The 23,004-nt window shown below is 71.3% G+C and carries 21 protein-coding genes; 13 read left to right on the top strand and 8 right to left on the bottom strand.

Annotated elements, in window-relative coordinates; translation table 11 throughout:
* Window positions 1–27 precede the first annotated feature (27 nt).
* Window positions 28–1,206, top strand: coding sequence for an amino acid deaminase/aldolase (locus NWFMUON74_RS06400; RefSeq protein WP_187687049.1), 1,179 nt, complete (start codon window positions 28–30; stop codon window positions 1,204–1,206).
* Window positions 1,207–1,233: 27 nt separating this feature from the next.
* Here NWFMUON74_RS06400 and NWFMUON74_RS06405 read toward each other — a convergent pair whose 3' ends face one another.
* Entirely contained in the window at window positions 1,234–4,656 is a 3,423-nt protein-coding gene (locus tag NWFMUON74_RS06405) for a bifunctional RecB family nuclease/DEAD/DEAH box helicase (protein ID WP_232110874.1), read from the bottom strand.
* Window positions 4,657–4,837: 181 nt separating this feature from the next.
* Between NWFMUON74_RS06405 and NWFMUON74_RS06410 the strand changes: the two genes are divergently transcribed.
* The 5 genes from NWFMUON74_RS06410 to NWFMUON74_RS06430 are packed head-to-tail and all read left to right on the top strand — an operon-like array spanning window position 4,838 to window position 8,846.
* A complete protein-coding gene (locus NWFMUON74_RS06410; RefSeq protein ID WP_187687051.1) occupies window positions 4,838–5,668 on the top strand; it encodes a class I SAM-dependent methyltransferase in 831 nt (276 codons plus the stop codon).
* Between the two features lie 18 nt (window positions 5,669–5,686).
* Window positions 5,687–6,310: an alpha/beta hydrolase gene (locus tag NWFMUON74_RS06415; protein WP_187687052.1), complete on the top strand. Its 624-nt coding sequence runs from the start codon at window positions 5,687–5,689 to the stop codon at window positions 6,308–6,310.
* Window positions 6,311–6,334: 24 nt separating this feature from the next.
* The gene (locus NWFMUON74_RS06420) at window positions 6,335–6,745 is read left to right on the top strand and encodes a hypothetical protein (RefSeq protein WP_187687053.1); all 411 of its coding nucleotides are present in this window, start codon (window positions 6,335–6,337) and stop codon (window positions 6,743–6,745) included.
* A complete protein-coding gene (locus NWFMUON74_RS06425; RefSeq protein WP_187687054.1) occupies window positions 6,738–8,042 on the top strand; it encodes a PPE domain-containing protein in 1,305 nt (434 codons plus the stop codon). The genes NWFMUON74_RS06420 and NWFMUON74_RS06425 overlap by 8 nt, the downstream gene beginning before the upstream one ends.
* 45 nt (window positions 8,043–8,087) lie before the next feature.
* The gene (locus tag NWFMUON74_RS06430) at window positions 8,088–8,846 is read left to right on the top strand and encodes an ESX secretion-associated protein EspG (RefSeq protein WP_187687055.1); all 759 of its coding nucleotides are present in this window, start codon (window positions 8,088–8,090) and stop codon (window positions 8,844–8,846) included.
* A gap of 4 nt (window positions 8,847–8,850) precedes the next feature.
* Here the strand turns inward: NWFMUON74_RS06430 and NWFMUON74_RS06435 are convergent, their stop codons facing one another.
* Both NWFMUON74_RS06435 and NWFMUON74_RS06440 read right to left on the bottom strand, forming a co-directional pair.
* A complete protein-coding gene (locus tag NWFMUON74_RS06435) occupies window positions 8,851–9,486 on the bottom strand; it encodes a phosphoribosyltransferase (protein WP_187687056.1) in 636 nt (211 codons plus the stop codon).
* Window positions 9,487–9,518: 32 nt separating this feature from the next.
* Entirely contained in the window at window positions 9,519–10,508 is a 990-nt protein-coding gene (locus NWFMUON74_RS06440) for a carbon-nitrogen hydrolase family protein (RefSeq protein ID WP_269475321.1), read from the bottom strand.
* Window positions 10,509–10,570: 62 nt separating this feature from the next.
* Here NWFMUON74_RS06440 and NWFMUON74_RS06445 point away from each other — a divergent pair, with 62 nt between their 5' ends.
* Window positions 10,571–12,346, top strand: a complete 1,776-nt coding sequence (locus NWFMUON74_RS06445; protein ID WP_187687057.1) for a DEAD/DEAH box helicase — start codon at window positions 10,571–10,573, stop codon at window positions 12,344–12,346.
* 79 nt (window positions 12,347–12,425) lie between these two features.
* On the opposite strand, the gene NWFMUON74_RS06450 is transcribed toward NWFMUON74_RS06445, so the two are convergent.
* Entirely contained in the window at window positions 12,426–13,406 is a 981-nt protein-coding gene (locus NWFMUON74_RS06450) for an AraC family transcriptional regulator (RefSeq protein ID WP_187687058.1), read from the bottom strand.
* A gap of 79 nt (window positions 13,407–13,485) precedes the next feature.
* On the opposite strand from NWFMUON74_RS06450, the gene NWFMUON74_RS06455 reads away from it, so the two are divergent.
* Window positions 13,486–14,370: an alpha/beta fold hydrolase gene (locus NWFMUON74_RS06455; RefSeq protein WP_232110875.1), complete on the top strand. Its 885-nt coding sequence runs from the start codon at window positions 13,486–13,488 to the stop codon at window positions 14,368–14,370.
* Window positions 14,371–14,426: 56 nt separating this feature from the next.
* On the opposite strand, the gene NWFMUON74_RS06460 is transcribed toward NWFMUON74_RS06455, so the two are convergent.
* Window positions 14,427–15,161 (bottom strand): hypothetical protein, encoded by a 735-nt coding sequence (locus tag NWFMUON74_RS06460; protein ID WP_187687059.1) that lies wholly within the window; start codon window positions 15,159–15,161, stop codon window positions 14,427–14,429.
* Window positions 15,162–15,344: 183 nt separating this feature from the next.
* On the opposite strand from NWFMUON74_RS06460, the gene NWFMUON74_RS06465 reads away from it, so the two are divergent.
* Together NWFMUON74_RS06465 and NWFMUON74_RS06470 are read left to right on the top strand one after the other, a co-directional pair.
* Window positions 15,345–16,517, top strand: a complete 1,173-nt coding sequence (locus NWFMUON74_RS06465; RefSeq protein ID WP_187687060.1) for an acyl-CoA dehydrogenase family protein — start codon at window positions 15,345–15,347, stop codon at window positions 16,515–16,517.
* A gap of 9 nt (window positions 16,518–16,526) precedes the next feature.
* Complete coding sequence (locus NWFMUON74_RS06470) at window positions 16,527–17,654, top strand: acyl-CoA dehydrogenase family protein (RefSeq protein ID WP_187687061.1); 1,128 nt, start codon at window positions 16,527–16,529, stop codon at window positions 17,652–17,654.
* A 4-nt stretch (window positions 17,655–17,658) separates the two neighbouring features.
* On the opposite strand, the gene NWFMUON74_RS06475 is transcribed toward NWFMUON74_RS06470, so the two are convergent.
* Window positions 17,659–18,180, bottom strand: coding sequence for a hypothetical protein (locus NWFMUON74_RS06475; protein ID WP_187687062.1), 522 nt, complete (start codon window positions 18,178–18,180; stop codon window positions 17,659–17,661).
* A gap of 282 nt (window positions 18,181–18,462) precedes the next feature.
* Between NWFMUON74_RS06475 and NWFMUON74_RS06480 the strand changes: the two genes are divergently transcribed.
* On the top strand, window positions 18,463–18,714 hold the full coding sequence (locus tag NWFMUON74_RS06480; RefSeq protein WP_232110876.1) for a hypothetical protein: 252 nt from the start codon (window positions 18,463–18,465) through the stop codon (window positions 18,712–18,714).
* Between the two features lie 55 nt (window positions 18,715–18,769).
* Window positions 18,770–19,585, top strand: coding sequence for a GNAT family N-acetyltransferase (locus NWFMUON74_RS06485; protein ID WP_187687063.1), 816 nt, complete (start codon window positions 18,770–18,772; stop codon window positions 19,583–19,585).
* A gap of 13 nt (window positions 19,586–19,598) precedes the next feature.
* Here NWFMUON74_RS06485 and NWFMUON74_RS06490 read toward each other — a convergent pair whose 3' ends face one another.
* On the bottom strand, window positions 19,599–21,113 hold the full coding sequence (locus NWFMUON74_RS06490) for an FAD-dependent monooxygenase (RefSeq protein WP_232110877.1): 1,515 nt from the start codon (window positions 21,111–21,113) through the stop codon (window positions 19,599–19,601).
* A 44-nt stretch (window positions 21,114–21,157) separates the two neighbouring features.
* On the opposite strand from NWFMUON74_RS06490, the gene NWFMUON74_RS06495 reads away from it, so the two are divergent.
* Window positions 21,158–21,898, top strand: a complete 741-nt coding sequence (locus NWFMUON74_RS06495; RefSeq protein ID WP_187687064.1) for a TetR/AcrR family transcriptional regulator — start codon at window positions 21,158–21,160, stop codon at window positions 21,896–21,898.
* Window positions 21,899–22,323: 425 nt separating this feature from the next.
* Here the strand turns inward: NWFMUON74_RS06495 and NWFMUON74_RS06500 are convergent, their stop codons facing one another.
* Entirely contained in the window at window positions 22,324–22,998 is a 675-nt protein-coding gene (locus tag NWFMUON74_RS06500) for a phosphoribosyltransferase family protein (RefSeq protein ID WP_187687065.1), read from the bottom strand.
* Window positions 22,999–23,004 lie beyond the last annotated feature (6 nt).

The raw sequence follows: 23,004 nt of genomic DNA on the forward strand, positions 1-23,004 counted from the left end.
ACGCGGTTACGTGATTGAGTGTGAGGGGTGACAGCCTCGTCGCCGATCCCCGGCCTGCAGTCCGCCACCGCGGACCTGGACCCGCCGCTGGCCGCCCTCGATCTGGCCACCCTGCGCGCCAATGCCGCGGACCTCGCCCGCCGCGCTCGCGGCGTACCCATCCGGGTGGCGAGCAAGTCGGTGCGCTGCCGCGCGGTGCTGGAAGAGGTGCTGGGCCCGGAGCTGACCGCGGCCGGTGGATTCGTGGGCATCATGGCCTACTCGCTGCGCGAGGCCGTCTGGCTGGCGCGCCGGGGCGCTCGCGACATCCTGCTCGGCTATCCGAGCGTGGACCGTGCCGCATTGGCCGAACTGGGCGACGACGAGACGCTGCGCGAGGCGATCACGCTGATGGTCGACGATCCGGCCCAGCTCGAGCTGATCGCGGCGGCCGTGGGCAGTGCGCGGGTGTCGCCGCGGGTGTGCCTCGACGTGGACGCGTCGCTGCGCATCGGCCCGGTGCATCTGGGTGTGCGCCGCTCGCCGATCCGCACGCCCGAGCAGGCTGCGCAGCTGGCCCGCAGCGCGACCGAGCGCGGCTTCCGCGTGGTCGGCGTGATGACCTACGAGGCGCAGATCGCGGGACTGCCCGACACCAACCCGGCCGTGCGGCTGGTGAAGCGCGCCTCGGCCGCCGAGATCGGCAAGCGCCGCCGGCGGGTGCTCGACGCGGTGCGGTCGGTGGTGGGCGAGCTGGAGATCGTCAACAGCGGCGGCAGCGGGTCGATCGAGGTGAGTGTCGCCGATTCCGAGATCACGGAGGTGACCGCGGGCTCCGGGCTGTACGTTCCGACGCTGTTCGACGGCTACCGTGCCTTCACGCCGCGCCCGGCGCTGTACTTCGCGCTGCCGGTGCTGCGTCATCCGGCCCCGGGCCTCGCGACCGTCTTCGCCGGTGGCTACATCGCCTCCGGCCCGGCGGGGAGATCGCGGGTGCCGAAACCGGTGTGGCCCAGCGGATTGCGGCTCGTCGGGACCGAAGGCGCCGGTGAGGTGCAGACGCCGCTGACCGGCGCGCGGGGGTTGGCGATCGGGGACCGGGTCTGGTTCCGGCACGCCAAGGCGGGCGAGTTGTGCGAGCGTTTCGACAGCATCCAGATCGTCGACAGCGACGGCGCCCGGACCACCGTACCGACCTATCGCGGCGAGGGCAGGAACTTCGGATAACGCGGCGACGCGGGCATTCCGGCGCGGCTAGGGCGACACCAGCTCCAGGAAGGCCGCGAGGTCGGTGAGCTGTTCCCGGGTCTCGGGAAGGTATTCGGTCAGCAACGGCGAGTGCACGACGAGCGCGCTCCACAGCGCCCGCGACACCACCGTGGTGAGCCAGTGCCGCGACAGCAGGGTCTCGATCCCGTGCGGGGCCTCGGCGGGGGAGGAACTGGTCATCGACACCAGCACCACCGCCGCCTCCCGGCCCGCGAACCGTTCCGCGGTGCCGACCAGCACATCCTCGATTCGGGCGCGCGAGAGCAGGGTTCGGATGCGTGCGGCCTGCGCGTGGTACGGCGTGACGACCAGGATGTCGTGCGGATGCAGCCGTCGTGTCACCGCGCCCTGCCGCCACGGCAGCCCGAGCAGACCGCGCACCCGCCGCACGATCTCGCGCGCCTCCTCCGCGGATTCGGTGCCGTTGCCGTGATGTTCGACCGGGATCGACCGCACACCCGGCGGCACACCGTCCAGATCCCGTGCCAGCGTGACGGTTTCGGTGGAACGCAGGCGGCCGCCGTAGCGCAGCCGGGACACCGGCTCGCACAGTCGCGGATGCATCCGCCAGGTGCGGTCCAGGAAGTAGCCGAATTCCGGTGGCAGCGTGGGGCCCTCGCCGACCAGCCGGCCCAGCGCCGACTCGTGCACCGGTTCGGGGTGGGCGCCGTGCGTCGGCAGCGGCGCGGGATCGCCGAGCAGCAGCAGATTTCGGGCCGACGCGGCCGCAGCGACCGCGTCGGCCAGCGGGAGGTGACCCGCGTCGGCCACCACCAGCAGGTCGAGACCTCCGGGGGCGACTCGGTCGGCGTCGGCGAAATCGCTGGGCAGCCCGCCGATCACGCAGCCGTTGACGGCGTTGTCGAGGAAGCGCGGGTAGCGGTCCGGGGCGATGGACAGCCATTCCGGGGCCACCGCGCGCGCGTCGGACTTGGCCACCAGCTCGGGGAGCACGCCGACCCGGACCAGCCCGTCGAGCACCTCCTCGACCGCCCAATGCGATTGCGCGACAACGCCGACCCGCCATTTGTAACGGGTGACGAGGCGCTCGATCACCCGGGCCGCGGTATCGGTCTTGCCGGTGCCCGAGGGGCCCTGCACGGCCACGTAGGAGTCGTCGAGGTCGAGGACGGCGGCGGTGACGGCGGCGGCGTGGTCGCCGAACACCTCGGGCAGGGCGGCGGCGGTGCGCAGCCGCGGCGGCCGGCGCAGCAGCAGGTCGAACGCGGCCGTCGCGGGAATCTCCGGAAGCGTCATCAACAGGTGGTGGGCGGCGAATTCCAGTGCCGCCTCGATGTTCTCGTCGCGGCCGGGCAGACCGGGGACGATCGCGACCGGCAGGTCGTCGTACGGAGCGCAGCCCTCGGGCAGCAGTTCCTCGACGCGCACGGTGTCGTCGAAATTGTCGTCCAGTGCGCAACCGAGCACGGTGGCCGCGGCGGTGGCCCGCCGTCCCGGCACGGCGCGCATACCCGGCACAGGGTGGTCGTAGAGGGTGCGCACGGCCGTCCCGGGCGGTGGCGCGCTGCCGGTGCCCAGGCGGCCGGTGAGCTTCAGGTAGCGCCGCATGGGACCGTGACCGGTGCTGTGCCACTTGGTGTCGACCGAACCCCAGTCGGCGACGAGAACGCCCGGGGTGTCGGCCCATTCGGCGATCGGGCGATGCAACCGGTCGGTGTGCGCCCAGTGCAGCGGCTGCCGTTCGCGGCGGCGGTAGCCCAGTGCGGCGGCCATCAGCCCGGCGGCTTGCTGTGCGGGCGTGCGGCTTCCCGCCGGGTCGGGCGCGCCGTCGGACGCCGCCGTCTCGGCGCGGCCCGCTCCGGCCATGCCCTCGAACGCGAATTCGCGCAGCGCCGCCTCCACCGCTGCGGGCGCCTCGGCCGGTGTCTCGCGCGGGGCGGGTGCGGGGCGAATGTCGTTCTCGGCGGCCATCTCCCGTAGGCGGTCGCGCAGCCGGGCGATGCGGGCACACTCCGATTCCGGGTCGCCGCAGGCGGATTCGCTGCCCAGCAGGCCGCCCAGATTCGCCAGATCGTAGGACCGCTCGCCGACGACCAGCGCCGACCGCACGATCGGATACAGGTCGACCAGCGCGCCGAGCAGATCGTCGGATATCTCCTCGTCGGCCCCGCAGCGCGCGCACAGCTCCGCCAGCAGCGGGCGGGCCGGTGAGCGGTAGTGGTAGATGCGCAGTTCGGGATGGCGCTGCTGGCGGTCGGCCAGGAATTCCAGCAGGGCGGCCGGATCGTCGTGCAGGCCGAAGGCGTGGAACAGGATCGCCGCGGCCTCCTCGCTCTCCTCGGGCGGACGCGCGGGCAGCACTCCGACGCCCACGACGGTGGCCGGAGTGCCCGCCAGCGAGAGGAAGACATCGCCCGGCGAGGGCACCGGCAGTGCGGCGAGCGCGGCCGCGTTCGTCAGGACGTGGACCGGGTTTCCGGTGCGCTCACTGCGCACCTGCGTCTCGGCCTGGCGGCGCAGCGCCGCGAACGTCTGGGTGGCGACCCTGGTCACGGCGGCGTCGGACTGCACCAGCCGGTCCACCGTCGTGATACCGGCGTCGCGCAGCTGGGCCCGCACGGTCGGCCGCATCCCGGCCACCAGCAGCAGGTCGCGGCCGGTGACCAGCTCCGTGGTGCACGCGGTGCAGCGTCCGCACGCCAGGTACCGGCGGTCGCCCCACTGCACCGGCAGCAGTTCGTTCTGCTTGGCGTCGAGCACGGCCGCGAGGCGTCGCCGCCGCGCGGTGTACACCCGGGCCGCGTCGGCCAGCGGGTACTGCGCCACCGAGCCGTCCGGGTGCCGCACGCGCAGTGCGGGGTCGACCCGGAAGCCCATGTGGCCCAGCATTTCCGCGCACGCGGCCAGCTCGAGCAGGGTCGCGATCGGAGCCTCGGCGCGCGCGGAGCCGTGGAGGGTGTAGCGGGCCGGTGCGAGCGGGAGCTCGGGATCGGGTTCCGGTGCAGCGTGGTGATCGGCGGGGAATTCGGCTGAGTCGTCGTCCGAACGGATCAGCGCGTCACCGTCGATGAACTGGTCCGGGTCGTCGTCGGACCACTCCGCGGGTAGTTCCGGCATCCGCCGCACCACGCTCGCGCGGTTCTCCTCGTCGGTATCGCCGCGCAGCAGAGTCGCGCAGCGGGCGGCGAACGTGCCGTCGAAGAACACGCCCCCGGCGATCGCGTCCGCTCCGTCGCGCAGGGCGGCGGCCGTCCGCTCGTGCGCCCGGCGCAGCGCCGCGACGGTCTCGGCCGCGGTGCCCGCCTCGGGCGCATCGACACCGGCCATGGCGAGTCCGGGCAGGTCGACGACCTCCACCGGTGCCACCAGACCCAGTTCGGCATCGAGCGCGCGCAGCAGCGCGAACTCGCAGTGCGCCGCCGCCACCAGGTCACCGGTGCTGCACACGACACGATCACCGACCAGAATCAATCGCGGCCCTCCTGCGCCTCGGACACCCGCACCCGGCCGTCGCGTTCTTGTGTGCCGAGTCGCGACTCAGCGTAATCAGTCGAGGTAGAACGGCGTGGCGTGAGGGGGGCGTGTCGTCGTATGGTCTGGGCGGGGGCGCGGGAGGAAGGACATCGGAGTGCAGACCGGCCAGCCGAGCCGAACCGCGTTGAGCGCCGCGTGGTATCGCGCCGAACACCAAGAACTCGACGGCGGACGTATCTTCCGCGATCCACTGGCGCGTGCGATGGTGGGCGACGGCGCGGGTCCGGTCGCGGAATACCTGCCCACGGACACACACGAGCGTATGCGCGGCTTCCTCGCGGCCCGTTCGCGTTTCGCCGAGGACGCCCTGGCGGAGGCGGTCGCGGCCGGAACCGGTCAGGTGGTGATCCTCGGCGCCGGTCTGGACACCTTCGCCTACCGCAACCCCTTTCCCGCCGTGCGGGTGTTCGAGGTCGATCATCCCGATACGCAGGCATGGAAACGAGAACGGCTGGCGCGCGCCGATATCCGGATCCCCGCCTCGGTCACCTACGTTCCGGTCGACTTCGAACACGACCGCTCGGACACCGCGCTGTACGCGGCCGGTCTGGACCCGGCACGGCGGGTTTTCGTGATCTGGCTGGGCGTGACGGTCTATCTGACGCTGGCCGCGATCGAACAGACCCTCGCGCAGCTCGCCCGCATGGCCCCGGGCAGCCGGGTCGTCTTCGACTACGGCGCGCCGATGTCCGCGCCGAGTCCGGAGGTGCGGGCGTTGGTCGAGGAGCGCATGCGCAGGCTCGCGGCCATCGGGGAGAGCTGGATCAGCTTCTTCACACCGGGAGAGATCGAGCGGCTGCTCGCCGATCACGGACTGGAGGTGGAGGAGGACGTGCTCGCCGCCGACCTCTCGCTGCGCTACCTGGGCCTGGAGGCGACCAGCGGAGCGGGGCCGCATCTGGTCCGTGCGCGGGTGCCGGGCTGACGCGGAAGGGATTGCGGGATGCCCTTTTTCGACGGAGCCCGGGGCCGTCTGCACTATCGGCGCTGGGTGGTGGAGCGGCCGCGGGCGGTGCTCGCGCTGCTGCCGGGCACCGGTCAGCACAGCGGTCACTACCACCGCTTCGCCCGGGGTCTGGCCGCCGCATCGATCGAGGCGTGGGCGCTCGATGTGCCGGGCCAGGGTCTGAGCGAGGGTGATCCGCGCGCGCCCGGCACCCCCGCCGAACTGGCCCCCGACGCGCACGCGTTCGTCACGCTGGTGCGCTCCGGCCGTCCCGGGACCCCGCTGATCCTGGCCGGTCACTCGCTCGGCGCGGCCACCGCGCTGACCGCGCTGCCGGACTGCGCCGGTCTCGTCCTCAGCGGGACCCCGCGCCGGGCGATCGAATCCGGCCCGGTGTTGCCGCCGAGTTTGCCGGTCCTGTTGCTGCACGGCGCGGACGATCGCCGTGCCCCTATCGATCCGATTCGGGACTGGACGAGGCGGGCGCAATCGGTAGGGTTGCGGTTGCGCGAGTATGCCGATGCCGGGCACGATCTGCTGCACGAACCGGTGCAGACACGAGTCACCGCCGACATCGTGGAGTGGATCCAGGGCGTCGTCGCGGAACCGGTGCGCCCGTGATGTGAGCACGAGAAAGGGGGACCGGTGCGATCGCAAGAACCGGGGGACCTGCGTAGTGATGTCGCGGCCCTGACCCAGGCGGTCGACGACGGTCGACTGTGGATCGACGGCGTGCTCGTCGCCGAGGGCGTGCACGAGCGCTGCGCCCGACGTTACGAACAACTCGCCGACCAGGTGGAGCAACAGATCCGGACGCTGCGCGCGGCCGCGTCGCTGCCCGGATTCGGCGGCTTCGAATCGGGCAACGCGCTGCGCCGCGGCTTCGAGGACAAGGCGGCGCAGGGCGCGGAAAAGCTCCAGGAGTACGCCGACGCCGCCCGGCAGCTGGCGCAGGCGCTGCGCGCGGCCGCCGCTGCCTATACCGACGGCGACGCGGAGATGTCCGCGGTCATCGGTCGCGTCGGCGCGGAGACGGTGGGGGTGGGCCATGCGTAGTCTCAGCGGAAATCAGGCCGCCGCACCGGATCCCGACTACTCGCCGACGGTCGAGGTCTTCGACCAGATGCGCTACGACGAGATCTATCGCGGTGTGCTGCAGATGAATCCGGAGGTGCTGACCGCCGGTCGGCAGGCCTGGCAGAACGCGGCCGCCGGGGTCGGTGACGCGGTCGCGCAGGCGCACGCGGAGATTCGCGGCGCCATCGCCGACGGCTGGCGCGGCAGCGCCGCCCAGCAGGCCGCCGCCGCGATGCAGGCGTTCGAGCAGCTCGGGCAGCACGTGGCCGATGTGATGTCGGCGGTCGCGCAACGGCTCGGGCAGGCCAACGACGCCGCCGAGACGCTGCGCGGTGCGGTGTCGCGGCCGGTGGACGTGGGCGCGGATCTGGAAGCGGCACTGCTGGATCCGAAGCGCGCCACGCTCAACGTCGCCGCCCAGAAGCAGGCCGAGGGCGTGCGCCAGGACGTGGTCCGGGTGATGGACACGGTGTACGCGGGCGCGTTCGTGCCGACCGGCAACGGCGTGCCGGGGTTCCCGCAGGGCGGCATGTACCCCGCGCCCGAAGCGCCCGCGCCCGGTCCCGGCGTCGAGAGCGGTCCGGATGCGACCGATTCGCTCGGCGGTCCGGACGCGGTTGCCACCGGTGGCCCGAATGCGACTGCGCCACAGGCGGCCGACGGCGAGCAGCCGACCGAATCCGAACCAGGCTCCGGTGCGCCGGCCGAGCCGGGTGACCACGCCGTGACTCCGGCCGCGGCCGCGCCCCTCGCACCCGCCGCGGCGACGGCGCCCGCCGCCGCGGCCGCCACCGAGCCCGCGGTGGCACCGGCGTCCGACCGTCCGGCGACGGCTCCGGCGAGCGTCGCGAACACCGTTGCGCCGCAACAGGTCTCGGCCCCGTCCGCCGCGGCTGCGCTCGCGCCGGGCCAGGTTCCGGTGGCGCCGCGCCGGGCCGCCGGGGCGGCGACCAGGGCGCAGAACTCCGACGATCAGCGCAAGCGCGAGGAGCAGGAGCAGCGCCACGAACCGACCTCCGACGCCGTGGGTGGAATGGGCGCCGGTGTGGTCGGCGGTCTCGCGGGCAGCGCGCTGGCCGCCGGTGACGCCGTCCGCTCCGGAACGGGTGTCCCGGTGCCCCCCAAGCGTTCCCAGTACGACGAGGACGACGACGAGGAGTACTACGATTTCGACGAACCGACCTACCTGGAGCCGGCCGAGCCCGGCACCGAGCTGGTAGGTCAGCTCGATCCGACCACGCCGCCGGTGGTCGGCGAATGGGCCGAGGACTACTGACGCCCGGATGAACGAGATCTCGACGACCGCGGCGGGCCGCCGCCGGTGAGATGGACCCTCACCCCGGACCAGTTCGCGCTGGCCTGGGAGCGGACCGACGGCGACCGGATCCCGTATCCGCTGGCGGTGCGGCTGTCCGCCCGTGACAGTGCCGAACGCGCCGCCCAGTTGCCCGCCCTGCGCGAGTGGTGCGACAACACGCTGGACCCGGATCTGGCGGCGGCCCTGCGGGTGCTGTCGCACCCGGCGATCCAGGTGGAGGTGCTCGGCGAGCACGGCCCGCCCGGACAGGTGCAGCCGGTGCGCGTGCTCGGCGCGGTCGCCGGGCAGGTCACGGTGGTCGCCGCGCAGCGCGCCGGAGCCACCCCCGACCGCGGCGGCGACGTCCGGCTGTTCGTCGGAACCCCGAAAGTCCTTGCGGCGCGCGTGGTCTCGGTGCTGCCGGAGAATTCCCCCGGTACCGGGCCGCGGCATACCGCACCCCTGGACCGGGTGCGGGAGGACAGCCGGGATCTCGTGACGGTGCCGGTCGCGGGGCCCACGATCTCGGCGCGGATGCGGCGGCTGCTCCGGCAACCCCGCGACGGTATCGGCCAGATCGTCGTCTCGGCCCGCCGCGCCGACGAGACCATGCGCCCCCTCGGCGTACTCTGCTGGATCGATGTCGCCGGCGACGGCCGCTACACGGTGCGCACCCGCGCCGAGGTCGATATCGTCCCGGTGAACGCCGAGGCATTCGCGGCTCAGCTCCGCCCCTTGATCGCCGCGGCGGAACGATTGGTCGCCGAGCCCGTCGACTGGTGAGCGGTCAGGGAACGCCCGACCGGATGATGTCGATCACCTCGTCGTCGCTGAGTTGATGGAAATCCTCGTAGGCGCCACCGACGCCGCCGAGCACACGGGGCACCAGGGGACAGACGGTGTCGTCGGCGAGCTTGCCGACTCGGTGCAGGGCCTCGGGCGAGGAGACGGGTACCGCCACCGTGATCCGGCGGGGCTCGAGCAGGCGGATGATGCGGCACGCCACCGCGACGGTGGCGCCGGTGGCCATGCCGTCGTCGACGATCACCACCGTACGGTCGCGCGGTGCGACCGGCGGTGCGTGTGCGCGCAGAATCCGTTGGCGCCGTTGCAGTTCCGCGCGCTCCAGGTCCTCGGTCTCGGCCAGCTGGGCCGGTGTCACCTCGGTGTGATCGACCACGTCCTGGTTCAGGACCCGCAGCCCGCCCTCGCCGATCGCGCCCATCGCCAGCTCGGGCTGCCACGGCACGCCCAGTTTGCGCACCAGCAGAATGTCGAGATCGCCGCCGATCACCGCGCGCACCGCGGCCGCGACCGGCACCCCGCCGCGCGGCAGTCCGAGCACCAGCGGGTCCGACGCCCGCAGGTGCAGTAGCGACTCACCCAGCGCGCGACCGGCGGTGGCGCGATCCGGATAGATCATGGCGCACCCAGTCTAGCCGTTCGCCCTGGTCGCTACCCGGGCTCGACGGTGAACCGGCGCAGCGACAGGCTCGGATTCGTGGCTCGGACCTGCTCGAGGTGCGCGAGATCGACTCGGGCGGTGGCGATTCCGGATGTCTCGCCGAGTTCGGCCAGCAACGTGCCCGCCGGGTCCACGATCATCGACGCACCCGCACCGCGCGGCCCGGCCTGATCGGCGGCGGCGACGTAGACGGTGTTCTCGATCGCGCGGGCGCGCAGCAGCGTCGTCCACTGGTCGACCTTGGCCGGGCCCGGAATCCATTGCGCCGCAAGCAGCAACACGTGCGCCCCGGCCGCGGCGACGCGTCGGCAGCCCTCGGGGAAACGCAGGTCGAAACAGGTCTGCAGCCCGAACACCACGCCGTCGACGGTGAAGACCGCCGGATCGGTGATCTCGCCCGGCAGCACCACCTCCGACTCCCGGAAGCCGAAGGCGTCGTACAGATGCACCTTGCGGTACACAGCCGCGAACTCCGCGTCCGGGCCCGCCGCGACGAGCGTGTTGTAGATGTGCTCGGCCGCCCCGCCGCCTGGCGCCTCCGCCACCCCCGCCACCAGGTGCACGCCGAATTCCGCGGCCAGCCCGCGCAAGCTGTCGACCCACGGCCCGGTGATCGGTTCCGCGGCGTCGATCACCCGCCGGTCCAGCCGGGTCACCGCGAACATCGAGTACTCCGGCGCGACCACGACCCGCGCGCCGTGCTCGGCCGCCGCGCGCACCTGCTCGCGCAGCATCGCCAGGTTCGCGTCCTTGTCGGTGTAGGGGGCGAACTGCACCACCGCGACATCGACGGACCGGGCCGGTTCGGCAGCCTCGGCGGGCGCGGTGCCACCGCCGGGTTCCGGCCCGGCGGCGGTCGACGGCCGGGGTGCGCCCATGGCCGTCGCGCCCGAGTAGCTGACGACCACCGATGTCGCGTCACCGGCGGAGTGCGCGGGTGTGCCGGTGATGCCGGGCACGGTCGGCTCGTGCGGTTGCATAGGTCTCACCGTATTGGCCCGAGGGTCGGGGCGGCCACCGCCACGAAGTAAAGTACTGGTCAATGAGCACCTCACCGGTCGACAGTGGTTCCTTCGCCGACGACGAGAGGGACGTAGCCGACCCGTCCTTCGCCGATCTCGGTATCGATGATCGCATTCTGACAGCGATCGCCGACGTCGGCTACGAGTCACCGTCGCCGATCCAGGCGGCGACCATTCCGCCCCTGCTCACCGGCGCCGATGTGGTCGGCCTGGCGCAGACCGGTACCGGCAAGACCGCGGCGTTCGCCATCCCGATCCTGATGGGCCTGGAGAACCGCGGCAAGGCGCCGCAGGCGCTGGTGCTGGCACCCACCCGCGAGCTGGCGATCCAGGTGGCGGAGGCATTCGGCCGCTACTCCGCGCACCTGCCGGGCGTGCACGTGCTGCCGATCTACGGCGGCCAGAACTACGCCGTGCAGCTGTCCGGGCTGCGCCGCGGCGCCCAGGTGGTGGTCGGCACCCCCGGGCGCGTCATCGACCATCTCGAGCGCGGCACGCTGGACCTGTCCCAGCTGCGGTACCTGGTGCTGGACGAGGCCGACGAGATGCTCAAGATGGGTTTCCAGGAGGACGTCGAGCGGATCCTCGCCGACACTCCCGCCGACAAGCAGGTGGCGCTGTTCTCGGCCACCATGCCGGGTGCGATCCGCAAGATCTCCAAGCAGTATCTGAAGGATCCGGTCGAGATCACGGTCAAGGCCAAGACCGCCACCGCGACCAACATCACCCAGCGCTGGGTGCACGTCTCGCACCATCGCAAGCTCGACGCCCTCACGCGCATCCTCGAGGTCGAGCCGTTCGAGGCGATGATCATCTTCGTGCGCACCAAGCAGGCGACCGAGGAACTGGCCGAGAAGCTGCGCGCGCGCGGCTATTCGGCGGCCGCCATCAACGGCGACATCGCGCAGAACCAGCGCGAGCGCACCATCGGGCAGCTCAAGTCGGGCACGCTGGACATCCTGGTCGCCACCGACGTGGCCGCCCGCGGCCTGGACGTCGATCGCATCTCGCACGTGGTCAACTACGACATCCCGCACGACACCGAGTCCTACGTGCACCGCATCGGCCGCACCGGTCGGGCCGGGCGCAGCGGCGCGGCGCTGCTGTTCGTCGCGCCGCGCGAGCGCCGCCTACTGGACGCGATCGAGCGAGCCACCCGCCAGCCGCTGACCGAGATGCGGCTGCCGAGCGTGGAGGACGTCAACGCGCAGCGGGTGGTGAAGTTCCACGACGCCATCACCGAGAATTTGGCCTCGCCGAATCTGGCGCTGTTCCGCAAGCTGATCGAGGACTATGAGGCCGAGCACAACATCCCGCTGGCCGACATCGCCGCGGCGCTCGCGGTCGGTGGTCACGACGGTGAGAACTTCTTCATGGAGCCCGAACCGGAGCCGGAGCGGCGCGAGCGGACCCCGCGCAAGTTCGACGAGCGCGAACGCCGTCGCGAGCCCGGCGCGACCAGCCACCACCGTGCCACCGGCGCCGAGATGGCGACCTACCGGATCGCCGTCGGCAAGCGCCACCGCGTGGTGCCGGGCGCCATCGTCGGGGCGATCGCCAACGAAGGCGGCCTGCGGCGCAGCGACTTCGGCCACATCAGCATCCGGCCCGACCACAGCCTGGTCGAACTGCCCGCCGACCTGCCGCCGGAAACCCTGGACGCCTTGCGCCGCACCAGAATCAGCGGCGTCCTCATCCAGCTGCAGCCCGACCAGGGCCCGCCCGGCCAGCGCACCCTCGGCCGCGGCCCCCGCCGCCCCGACCGCCGCCCGGACCGCCGCAAGCCCCGCTCCTGACCGTCGCAGTGCCCCTGCGATCCGGGTCATCGCCAGCGGTCCTTCGCTCTCGGGCGACGTGAGCGATGCGCGAGCCCAGTCATTCGACATCGTCATGCGCAGACGTCGGTGCGGGCGAACGGCCGAAGAAGCTGTCCCGCATCTCCGCGGGGCTCATCGCATAGTGCTGTTGGAACGCTGCTCGAAATCCGCTGAGGGATCCGAATCCTGATGCGAACGCGATGTCGCTGATCGGGCGGTGTGGATCGCGCAGGCGCAACAGGGCCTGATCGAGGCGGCGGATACGCAGGAGTTTCCCGGGTGTCGTGCGGCTCGTCTCTCTCAACGCCGAGGTGAGAGTGGTGAGTGAGCACCCCAGGTGCTCAGCGACTGCCGCCGGGGTGAGGTGGGGATCGTCCGAATGCGTGTGGATGTGGATGCGGGCGCGCTCGGCGAGGGCGGCCCGGCCGTGCAGTTGGTGTGCACGGTTCTGGTCCAGTGCGGATTCGAGCAGGTTGAGCGAGTGACGGGCGCCTTGGATGAATTCGCTCGCGGTCATCCCGCCGGCGAATTCGGCGAGGGTACGGAGCTGGGCGGCCAGCATCGCGACCAGGGGCCGGTCCGGTGTCAGGGTAACCGGCGCGCGGCCGCTCAGCTTCCCGATGACCGGACCGTCGGGGATGGTGAGGATGAGCGCACGGGCGTGATCGGTGTGAGAGAGCGCCATCGGTGCGTCCATGCGGACCAGTCCGATCTCTCCGGTGCCGACCGCGGAGATTTCATCGGCTTGTGACAAACCCATACGGCCATCTGTCGGAAGGATGAGCCTTCCGCTGCGGTCACCGTCGCCACGGGCATGCCGGGCGGTGCGGCGATACCGGATCGTGTCCGAAGCGAATGTGACGAGTTGCTGGTCGGCGCAGCGCTGTACCGTGGTCGATCCGGAAAAGTCCTGTACGGACGCGAAATCGAATGTCATGCGACCGTGGTTGCGTTGCACGTGAGCTTCCCAGCATGCCGTGCGTTCGGCCGGAGGGACATCACGCGTGTCCAGTCCGATCGCCAGATATTCCGTCTCCACTCGAACTCCTGCGAAAATCTGTCGCCCGTTCCGTCGAAATCTGTTCGTACCAAGAGTTTTCGCATCCTAGCCTCTGTCATTGTGCACTGATTCGACGGAAATCGCATTACTCGGCGAGGAGGCTCGAGCGATCATGAAAAAAGTTGATATCGGCGGTATCGACGTGGCTTACCGGGACGAGGGACGAGTGGACGGGACACCGATAGTCCTGTCGCACAGCTTGTTCTTCGACTCCTCGATGTTCGAAGAACTCGCCGCCCGCTATGTGGCGCGGGGCTTTCGGGTGGTTGCCTACGACCACCCGGGACAGGGGCGCAGCGGAGATGCGACGACCGACCAGTTGGCCGTCGATGCGCTGACCTCGGTGGCGGCGGGCCTGATCAACCGCCTCGACCTCGGGCCGGTCCATTTCGTCGGTAACAGCCTCGGCGGAATGGTGGCCGTGCGTCTGGTCGCGCGACGCCCGGAATTACTGCGAAGCGCCGTGGCGCTGGGATCATCGGCGCGATCGGAGCAGAAAGTCGTCGAATATGCCCCGCTCGCTACACATTTGACCGCGCATGGCGCGAGCGAACGCGCCGATATCATCTCGACCATCATGTTCGGGGATGACACCCTCGCCGAGAACGGCGAAATCGTCCGGCGATGGCGCGACCATATCACCGCACTGCCGCCGCGGATCGGGCCTGCTGTGAAGGGCGTGATCTACCGAGGCGACATGGACAACGAACTTCGCCTGGAACGCGCGGCCGGTAGTCGTGTCGTTCCGGTGCTGGCTATCGCGGGCGAGCAGGACCACGCATATGAACCGGCCATCGCCGCCGATCACATGGCCGCTGCTACCGCCGGCCGCTCGGTTGTCCTCCCCGGTTGCGGCCACTCGGTCGCCTTGGAGAAACCGAACGAGGTATTCGAGGAAACCATCGAATTCTTCGCGGAAACCACCGAGCCGGGTGCCGTCTAGCGATCCGATTACCGGCGGTCCCGCCGCAGACGATTACGGGCGTCGGGTGGCGGGCGTCAGTTGTGCGGGGTGCTCGCCTGGGCCTCGGCGGACGCGGGCCCGGGCGCGGAGGGGGTGGACCGGCCCGGGCGGGTGGGCTCGGGCTTGGGGGCGTACGGGTCGGTCAACGGGTTGGGGTAGACCGTGACGACGCCGATGGTGGGGGCCATGACGCAGGTGGCGCCGGGGTAGCCGATCGTGCCCCACATGCTGGCCACGATGGTGCCGGGGCCGCTGTCGACGGTCTTGGTCAGGCTGGGGGTGCCCGTATCGGTGCGCTCGTCGAGCGTCGCCACTCCGCTGCGCCCGTTGCCGGTGTTGAGCCAGGCCACGGTCAGGCCGGAGGAGGTGGGATAGCCCCACATGTTCGGGGTGGCCTGGAAGCGCACGGTGGCGTACTCACCGGCGATGCCGCGGTCCGGCCCGGGTACACCGGCCGCGCCCGCGACCGCGGTCAGCGAGACCGGGAAGTTGGTGCCGCAGCCGAACGTCGGCGCCTGGTACCAGAACGGGGTGAAACCACCCGCGATGTGGTCCAACCCGGCGGCCGCGATCAGCTGCGCCGAATTCGCCAGCGCGCCGACACCGGCCCGAGCGGCCGGATCCGGGCCGACGGCCGCGCCGAGCTGCTCGACGGCGGAATCGATCGGCGACGCGGCGGGGTGGGCGTCGGCACCGCCCAGCCCGGCGGTCAGGCTCATGCCGCAGGCGGCCGCGACCGCGGCCAGGCGTGCGAAGGTCTTTCCGTTCACTGGTCGTGCTCCCTCATCGTGAACTTCTACCCGCAGCAACGTACCAGCTCGGAGGCGGTGCGGCGGTCGCACCCGCCGGTCGCGGGCGAATTCGGCGGGAACCGCGTTGTGATCCAGCGAACACGCTTAGATTACCGAAGGGTAGGTTTGATGCCGGACATCCGAACACGGTGGGAGACGCCCATGAAACTTGCCCTGTCACCCGACGAGGTGGCCTTCCGGGACGACCTGCGCCGGCTCTATCGCAGCGCGATCCCGGCCGAGATCCGCGAGAAGGTGCAATACGGGCGCGAGCTGACCCGCGAGGACATCGTCACCTCGCACAAGACCCTGCACGAGCACGGCCTGGCCGTGCCGAACTGGCCGGTCGAGTGGGGCGGCAAGGACTGGACCCCGATCCAGCGCCACATCTGGGAAGACGAGATGCAGCTCGCGTGCGTGCCCGAGCCGTTGACGTTCAACGCCAACATGATCGGCCCCGTGATAGCCCAATTCGGTTCGCAGGAACTGAAACAGCGGTTCCTCCCGCCCACCGCGGCCCTCGACATCTGGTGGTGCCAGGGTTTCTCCGAGCCGGACGCCGGTTCGGATCTGGCGTCGCTGCGCACCACCGCGGTGCGCGACGGCGACTCCTACATCGTCAACGGCCAGAAGATCTGGACCACGCTGGCGCAGTACGCGGACTGGATCTTCTGCCTGGTGCGCACCGACCCGAACGCGCCGAAGAAGCAGGCCGGCATCTCGCTGCTGCTGTTCGACGTCAACACCCCCGGCGTGACGATCCGGCCGATCAAGCTGATCGACGGCCACCACGAGGTCAACGAGGTCTTCTTCGAGAACGTCCGGGTCCCCGCCGACCAGCTCGTCGGCGAGGAGAACATGGGCTGGACCTATGCGAAGTTCCTGCTCGGCAACGAGCGCACCGGCATCACCGGCGTCGGCCGCACCAAGGTCCGGCTCGCGGTGGCGAAGAAGTACGCGGCGCAGACCAAGGTGGCGGGCGGCACGCTGCTGGCCGACCCGGTGTTCGCCGCGCGGGTGGCGGAGCTGGAGAACGAACTGCTGGCGCTCGAGCTGACGCTGCTGCGGGTGGTGGCCAATTCCAGTGAGGGCAGGCCGAATCCGGCCTCGTCGGTGCTGAAACTGCGCGGCACCGAACTCCAGCAGGCCGCGACCGAACTGCTGCTGGACGTGGCGGGCCCGGACGCCCTGCCGGTCGGCGCCGCGGACATCGGCTCGCCGGACTGGGCACAGCGCACCGGCCCCGGCTACCTGAACTACCGCAAGACCACCATCTACGGAGGTTCGAGCGAGGTGCAGCGCACCATCATCGCCTCCACCATCCTCGGATTGTGAGGCGCCGCCATGGATTTCGAACTCACCGATGAGCAGGTCCTGCTCCGCGACACCGTGCGCGACCTGCTGGCGCGGGCCTATGACCCGGAGACCCGATTGAAGGTGCTCGAGACCGAACTCGGCTGGAGCCGCGAGGTGTGGTCGCAGCTGGCCGAATTGGGCGTGCTGGGGCTGAGTTTCGGCGAAGAGGACGGCGGCATGGGCGCCGGACCCGTGGAGACCATGGTCGTCATGGAGGAGATCGGGCGGCGGCTGGCGCCGGAGCCGCTGCTGGACGCGGTGCTGCTGCCGGGCGGGCTGATCGCCCGGGCGGGCAGCGCCGAGCAGCGGCGGCGGGAACTGCCGGAGGTGGCGGCGGGCAACGTCCTGCTGGCCTTCGCGCACGAGGAGCCCGGTTCGCGCTGGCCGGCCACCGAGGTGGCGACGCGGGCCGTGGCCGACGGCGCCGGCTATCGCCTGACCGGCGTGAAAAACCCCGTGCCGCACGGTGATTGCGCCGATCGGCTGGTGGTCAGCGCGACCCTGCCGGACGGCGCGCTGGCGCTGTTCCTGGTCGCCGCGGACGACGCGGGCGTGGTGCGCAAGCCCTACCGGACCTTCGACGAACGCCGCGGCGCGCAGGTGGAATTCAGCTCGGCCGCGGCCGAACTGCTCGGCGATGCGACGGACAGCACCGGGACCATCGCGGCGGCGATCGGCACCGCACAGGCGAGCCTGTGCGCGGAGGCGGTCGGCGCGATGTCGGAGGCGCTGCGGCTGACCACCGAATATCTCAAGACCCGCAAGCAATTCGGCGTCCCGCTGGCCAAATTCCAGACCCTGACCCAGCGCGCGGCGAACATGTACGTGTCGCTGGAGCTGGCCCGCAGCATGAGCCTGTACCTGACCGCGGCCCTGGCCGACGGCGATGTCGACGCGGCGGTGGCCTCGCGGGCCCGGTTGCAGGTCGGCCGCGCGGCCCGGCACATCGGGCAGGAGGCCGTGCAGATGCACGGCGGTATCGGCATCACCACCGAATATCCGGTCAGCCACTACACCGCGCGGTTGACGGCGGTCGAGCGGACTTTCGGCGGCGGGCTGGAACACCTGCGCGTGCTCGCCGACCGGGTCGGCGACTACGGGCTCGTCGAGCTCTGACCGGTCAGTAGCCCGAGCCGTCCGACGACGGCTCCTGCTCCGACGGCGACTCGCGCCGGGTCGTCGGCGCGGGGCGGGTCGTCGTCGGGCGGGTGGTGGTCGACCGTGTGGTCGTGGTGACGGGTGCGGTGTCGTCGATCGCCTCGGTGCCGCGCGCGGGCTCACCCGCCACGGGCGGAACGGGTTCCGCGCCGGGCGACGTGCTCGGCACACCGGACAGCGTGCGACGCGGTGCCGGGGGATTGACGGCGACCCGCCAGCTGGGCGAGGGCGGGATGAGCACCGCCGGGCCCGTCGTGCCGGGCGCTTTGGTGGCGACGCCGCCGGGCGGAGCCGACTGCAGGCCGGCGTTCAGCGGCGGCGGCGTGACGTAGACATCGCGCTGCCCGAGCCCGCACGATCCGACGAGCACCAGCCCGAGTGACACCGCGCCCGCGGCGAGTGCCGGGCCGGCGACCCTGGCATTCAGGCGGGGTGTCGATTCCTCGTCCACCCCGCGTCCCCCCGAACCCGCCCTGTTCTCCATGGGTGCGCCGCTCCTCGTACGTTTCCGGGTGGCCTCACCTTAAACGACGGCGAGGCGGTCGGGCCAGACGAGTCCGGTCGCTCCGCAAGATACCCGAAAGACATCTCAAACCACGGCGATTCACATATCGAATCGGTCACATACCCGCGTTTTGCGGCCGTGTCGTGTGACGTTTCGGCAACGGGCAACTAGCGTGTGAGTAAAGTTACACGTGAGACGCCTGAAGTTTGCTGATGACACTTGCTGAATCCGCAGATCGGCGGGCGTCATCGAGGAGTGGTGATGGGAGCGTACTCGACATCCCCGCTGCGCGCGGTAGGGCAGAACGATTCGGACACATCCGAATCCGGCCGTGCCGTCGGAGCGGTCGTCGCCCGGGTGGTGGCCTGGCTGATCTTCATCGGTGGGCTGACCGGCACGGTCCTGGGCATCGCCGGGCTCCGCGTGGAAGTCGCCGTCGCGGGTCTGATCCTGGCCTGCACCGCGGGGCTGGTCCTGCTCAAGCTGCGCGCGGACGGTTCCGAATCTGTGTGATCACACAGCGAAACCCGGTGGGCGACAGCGGATGCGGCGCCTACCGTAGGTAGGCATGAGGATCGAACTGACCGATGACGCGGTGGCCTTCCAGCGCCGTGCGGCGGAGTTCCTGGGGCGGGATCCACTACGCAATACGGTCGTCGCGACCGTCGTGGACAGTTTCGTCACCGGATTGTCCGCCGGCCCGGCCGTCTTCGCGGCGGTGTACGTCGACGGTGCGGTGGTAGGTACCGGCATGTGCACCTCCGGGCACGCCGTCTATCTCGGTGACGTTCCCGACCCGGCGGTGCCGGATCTGGTGCGCGCCTTCGCGGAACGGGTTCCCGCCGCGCCCGGTGTGGAGGGCCCACCCGGCATCGCGCTGGTGTTCGCCGAGCAGTGGACCGCACTGCGCGGCAGCAAATTTCGCCTCGACGTCGCCAGCCGCCTCTATCGGCTGGGTGTGCTGGCCGTGCCGACCGTTCCCGGGAACGCCCGGCGCGCGGGGGAATCCGATATCGCCCTGTGCGCGCACTGGTCGGAGCAGATGCGCCGCGAGGAGGGCATCGGCATGAGCGCCGACGCCATCCGCGCGCGCATCGCGCTGGGCCGGTGGTGGCTGTGGGAGAACGGCGGCACGCCGGTCGCGATGGCCGCCTGTCAGAGCCGGGCCTACGGCTGGACCCGCATCGGACCGGTCTACACCCCGCCCGAGCAGCGCGGTCGCGGCTATGCCAGCGCTGTCACCGCGCACGTGTCGAAACTGCTGCGGGCCAACGGCTCCGAGGTCTGCCTGTTCACCGATATCGCCAATCCGACCTCGAACAAGATCTACCGGGCGATCGGTTTCGAGCCGGTGCGCAATTTCGTGCACTACGAGTTCGTCTAGCGCACGACGGTTTTCAGGCGCACAGAACGCGGTCGAGGGCCGACCGCAATGCTGCGGCCGGGTCCGGCGGCAGCCCGGGGGAGCGCCAGGCCACGATCTGATCGGGCCGCACCAACAGCGCGCCCGAATCGGTGATTCCGGCCACGGCGCACCATGCTCGGTCCAGCTCGTACACCTCGACCGGCGCGGACGGCGCTCGCCACGGCTGCCCCGCGGGGCCGGTCAGCAAGGCGAAACCGGTGCTCGGCACATCGAGGGTGGAGCGGCCGTCGGGCAGGAATCGGTGCGGCACACGGGTTCCCGGCTGGCCGCCGACATCGAGGCGGTCCATCGTGTGCGCGCTCGCGTCACCGATCAGCGCGCCCGCCGGATAGCGGGTGCCGAGGACGAGTGCGATCGGGTCGGCCAGCGGTGTCCCGTCGGTGGAGCGGATGTTCATGGCACGCAGATCGGCGATGCGCACGCTGGATTGGTCGGCGACGTACCACCCGATCGGATGTCGTTCGGCGTGATAGCTGTCCAGCAGGGCGGGACCGGCGACGCCCCGGAGCACGTGGGCGAGTTTCCAGGCCAGATTGTGCACGTCCTGAATACCGGTATTCGCACCGGCCGCCGCGTACGGCGGCATGACATGGGCGGCATCCCCGGCCAGGAACACTCGTCCGCAGCGGTAGCGGTCGGCGACGAACATGCCCGGCTCCCAGGGCAGTACGCTCAGCACCTCCAGCGGCAGGTCGGGTACGCCGATCGCGGTTCGCAGCGCTTGCGGCCAGCGGTCGAGCGGCCGGTCCACGCCCGCGGACGTGCTGAAGATCCAGCGGAAGGCGCCGTCGACGGACGCGAAGGCGCCCGGGACGGCCTCGTTGTCGACCTGGCAGAGGTTGAATTCCCGGCCACGCACCAACTCCCGCAGATCGGCGCGGAAATAGACGTTGACCGCGCGGCCCAGACTGCCGCGACCGGAGCGCGCGATGCCGAGCCGCTCCCGGATCGGGCTCGCCGCACCGTCCGCGGCGATGAGGTAGTCCACCCGGATCCGCTCCACGCCACCGTCGGCGGCCCGCAGCGTCGCCTCGATTCCCGTTGCGTCCTCGGCGAATTCGGTGCATTCGACGCCGAAGCGCACGTCACAGCCGCGCTCGCGCGCCACCCGGCGCAGGGTCGGCTCCAGCTCGTCCTGGGCGCACAGGCAGGCCGTGGCCGGGGTGATGGTGTCCCACTCCGGCACCCCGCCCGGCAGGGTGAACGGCAGCCGCCGCGCCTGTGCCAGCGTCGGCCCGGCGGCCATCGCCTGGTATCCGGACAGGTTCGCGGCGGCGGCCAGCACCGTGTCGGTCAGCTCCAGCTGCCGGAACAACTCCATGGTGCGGAGGTTGATGCGCCGCGCTTTCGGCTGTGGCGAGGTGGTCGGGCGCCGCTCGACCAGCACCGCGGCGACGCCTTGGTGCCGCAGGAACAGCGCCGCCGACAGTCCCACCAGGCCGCCGCCGACAATCAGAACCCGAGGTTCGTGTACTTCGTACATCATGTGTACGTTGTACACGGATGATTGAATGCGGGCAAGGAGGTGCGATGATCGAGGAGGCTCCCGGCCCGCTGATCTGGTCGCTGCCCGAACCGCCGGGCCGGCCCACGACCAGCCTGAGCCGGGCCGACATCCTGCGTGCCGGATTGGCCATCGCGGATGCCGAAGGCGCGCGGGCGCTCACCATGCGGCGGGTGGCGACGGCGGTCGGCGCGTCCACGCCGATGTCGCTGTACCGCTATGTCGGCAGCAAGGACGGTCTGGTCGACCTGATGATCGACGCCGTCTACGGCGAAATCCCGCTGCCCGCAACGGATTCGGCGGACGCGGCGCACTGGCGGGACGGGTTCGAGCGACTGGCCCTGCGGACCTGGGAGGTGATCCGCCGGCACCTGTGGTTCGGCGAACTCTGGCACACCCGCCCGCCGCTGGGCCCGAACGCGCTGCGCTACTTCGACTATCGGTTCGCCCTGCTGGAACCGCTGGGCCGCGGCGCCGACGATCTGACGCTGCTCACCGGCGCCGTCGACGGTCACCTCATCGGCGCCGCGCTGCAGGCGGCCGAGGAGCAGCGCATGCGGACCCGCAGCGGCCTGCACACCGACGAGCAGTTGGCCGCGGCCGCACGGCCCTTCGTCGAGCCGCTGCTCGCCGACGGCCGCTATCCGGCGTTCGCACGCTGGTTCCACGGCCGCACCGGCGCCGGGCCCGGCGATCCGGTCGCATGGACGCTCGGCTGCCTGCTCGACGGCCTGACCGAGCGGCTGGGACTGCCACGCCCGGCCTAGGCGCCGGTCAGCCGGTGCGCTGGAGGCACCGGTCAGTGGGCGCGGTGCGGGTCAGTTGGTGCGCTGGAGGTGGTGGGTGTGGTGCGGGTCGGTTGGTGTGCTGGAGGTGGCGGGGTGGTGGGCGTGGTGCGGGTCAGCTGGTGTGCTGGAGGTGCGGGCAGTGGGCGTGGTGAGGTCGGTTGGTGTGCTGGAGGTGGTGGGTGTGGTGCGGGTCGGTCGGTGTGCTGGAGGTGGTGGGCGGTGGGTGTTGTGCGGGTCGGTTGGTGTGCTGGAGGTGGAGGGTGGTGGGTGTGGAGAGGGTCGGCTGGTGTGCCGGAGGTGGCGGGTGGTGGACGTGGTGGGGGTCAGCTGGTGTGCTGGAGGTGGTGGGTGTGGTGGGGGTCGGTTGGTGTGCTGGAGGTGGCGGGTGGTGGGTGTGGTGGGGGTCAGCTGGTGTGTTCGAGGTGGCGGGCGGGGGGTGCGGCGGGCCGGGATTCGCGGCGCAGCAACTCACGGGCCTCGTCGTCGCCGAGCGGCGCGTAGTTCTCGTAGAAGCCGCTCGTATCGGTGATCCGGTCCCGGCTGTGCGGGCAGACGACCTTGTCGGCGTCACCGGCCAGGCCGGCGACGGCGGTCGCCGCGCCCACCGGCGCCGCCACCACGACCCTGATCGCGCCGAGCGCGTAGGCCGCTCGGCAGGCGGCGCGGGCGGGCGCGGCCACCGGCAGCGCCTCGTCCACGATCACGATCGTCCGCCCGGCCAACTCGGGGCGCTGGCCGGGTGTGCGCAGGCGTTCGGCCCTGCGGCGCAACGCATCTCGCTCCAGCCGCTCGATCCGGGTGAGTTCGGCCGCGCTGGTGCGCAGCGCGCGGGCCCGGTCCCCGTCGACCACCCGCACGCCGCGCTCGGCGATCGCGCCGAAGGCGGGCTCCGGCTGCTCCGGTGTGCGCAGTTGATGGACCACCATCACATCGAGTGCCACGCGCAGCTCGGCGGCGACCGCGCACGCCACGGCGACGCCCCCGCCGGCCAGGCCCACCACCACGATGTCGGGGCCACGGAAGGCCCGCAGATGACCGGCCAGTCGGCGGCCGGCGTCGCGACGATCGAGGAACAGCATGACGCC

It is taken from the genome of Nocardia wallacei, assembly GCF_014466955.1.
Classification (GTDB): domain Bacteria; phylum Actinomycetota; class Actinomycetes; order Mycobacteriales; family Mycobacteriaceae; genus Nocardia; species Nocardia wallacei.